Raw genomic sequence first — 513 nt, 5'->3', positions numbered from 1 at the left:
TGCCGGCCAGGCGCCCCGCCGGCGGCGATGAAAAACCGGGCGGATGGCGACCAATCGTCCGCCGCCCGGCATGGTTTGCCCCATGCATCGGCGCCCGCCGTTACCCCTGCTTGCCTATTTGCTCGAAAAGAGCATCCGATCCAGTGCGCGTTGGCTGCCCGCGACGTAGAATTTGTCGAACCACGAGGTTTTCAGCTTGGAGATCGCTTTCGGCTTCTTCAACGTCAGCTTCTTGGGCTGGTCGGCGAGGTCTTCGGCCATCCTTGTGCGGAAGTTCAGATGGTCGAACATGCGCAGCGATTCGATCGCAAAGACCGTGGCGACGCGCTGATCCTCGATAACGATCATGTGGTCGCCATTGCCCTTCTCGCCGGCTGGCGCAAAGTTGCTGGAGCCCGCATAGACCTTCGCCGTCGGCTTGTCGAAGTCGACCACCGCGAATTTGTGATGGATGTTGATGCCGCCGCCCCCGGACCACTCCGTCTTGAAAGGCTCGGGCGCATGGTCGGCCAG

The 513-nt window shown here is 62.0% G+C and carries 1 pseudogene; it reads right to left on the bottom strand.

Annotation, left to right across the window (positions count from 1 at the left end):
• Positions 1-114: 114 nt before the first annotated feature.
• Positions 115-513 (bottom strand): annotated as a pseudogene (locus EN808_RS35110) (phospholipase D-like domain-containing protein); the annotation flags it as partial.

The organism is Mesorhizobium sp. M8A.F.Ca.ET.165.01.1.1, assembly GCF_004792065.1.
Taxonomy (GTDB): Bacteria; Pseudomonadota; Alphaproteobacteria; order Rhizobiales; family Rhizobiaceae; genus Mesorhizobium.
Note: the sequence above shows the minus strand (reverse complement) of the source record. Positions and strands in the feature narration are given on the sequence as shown.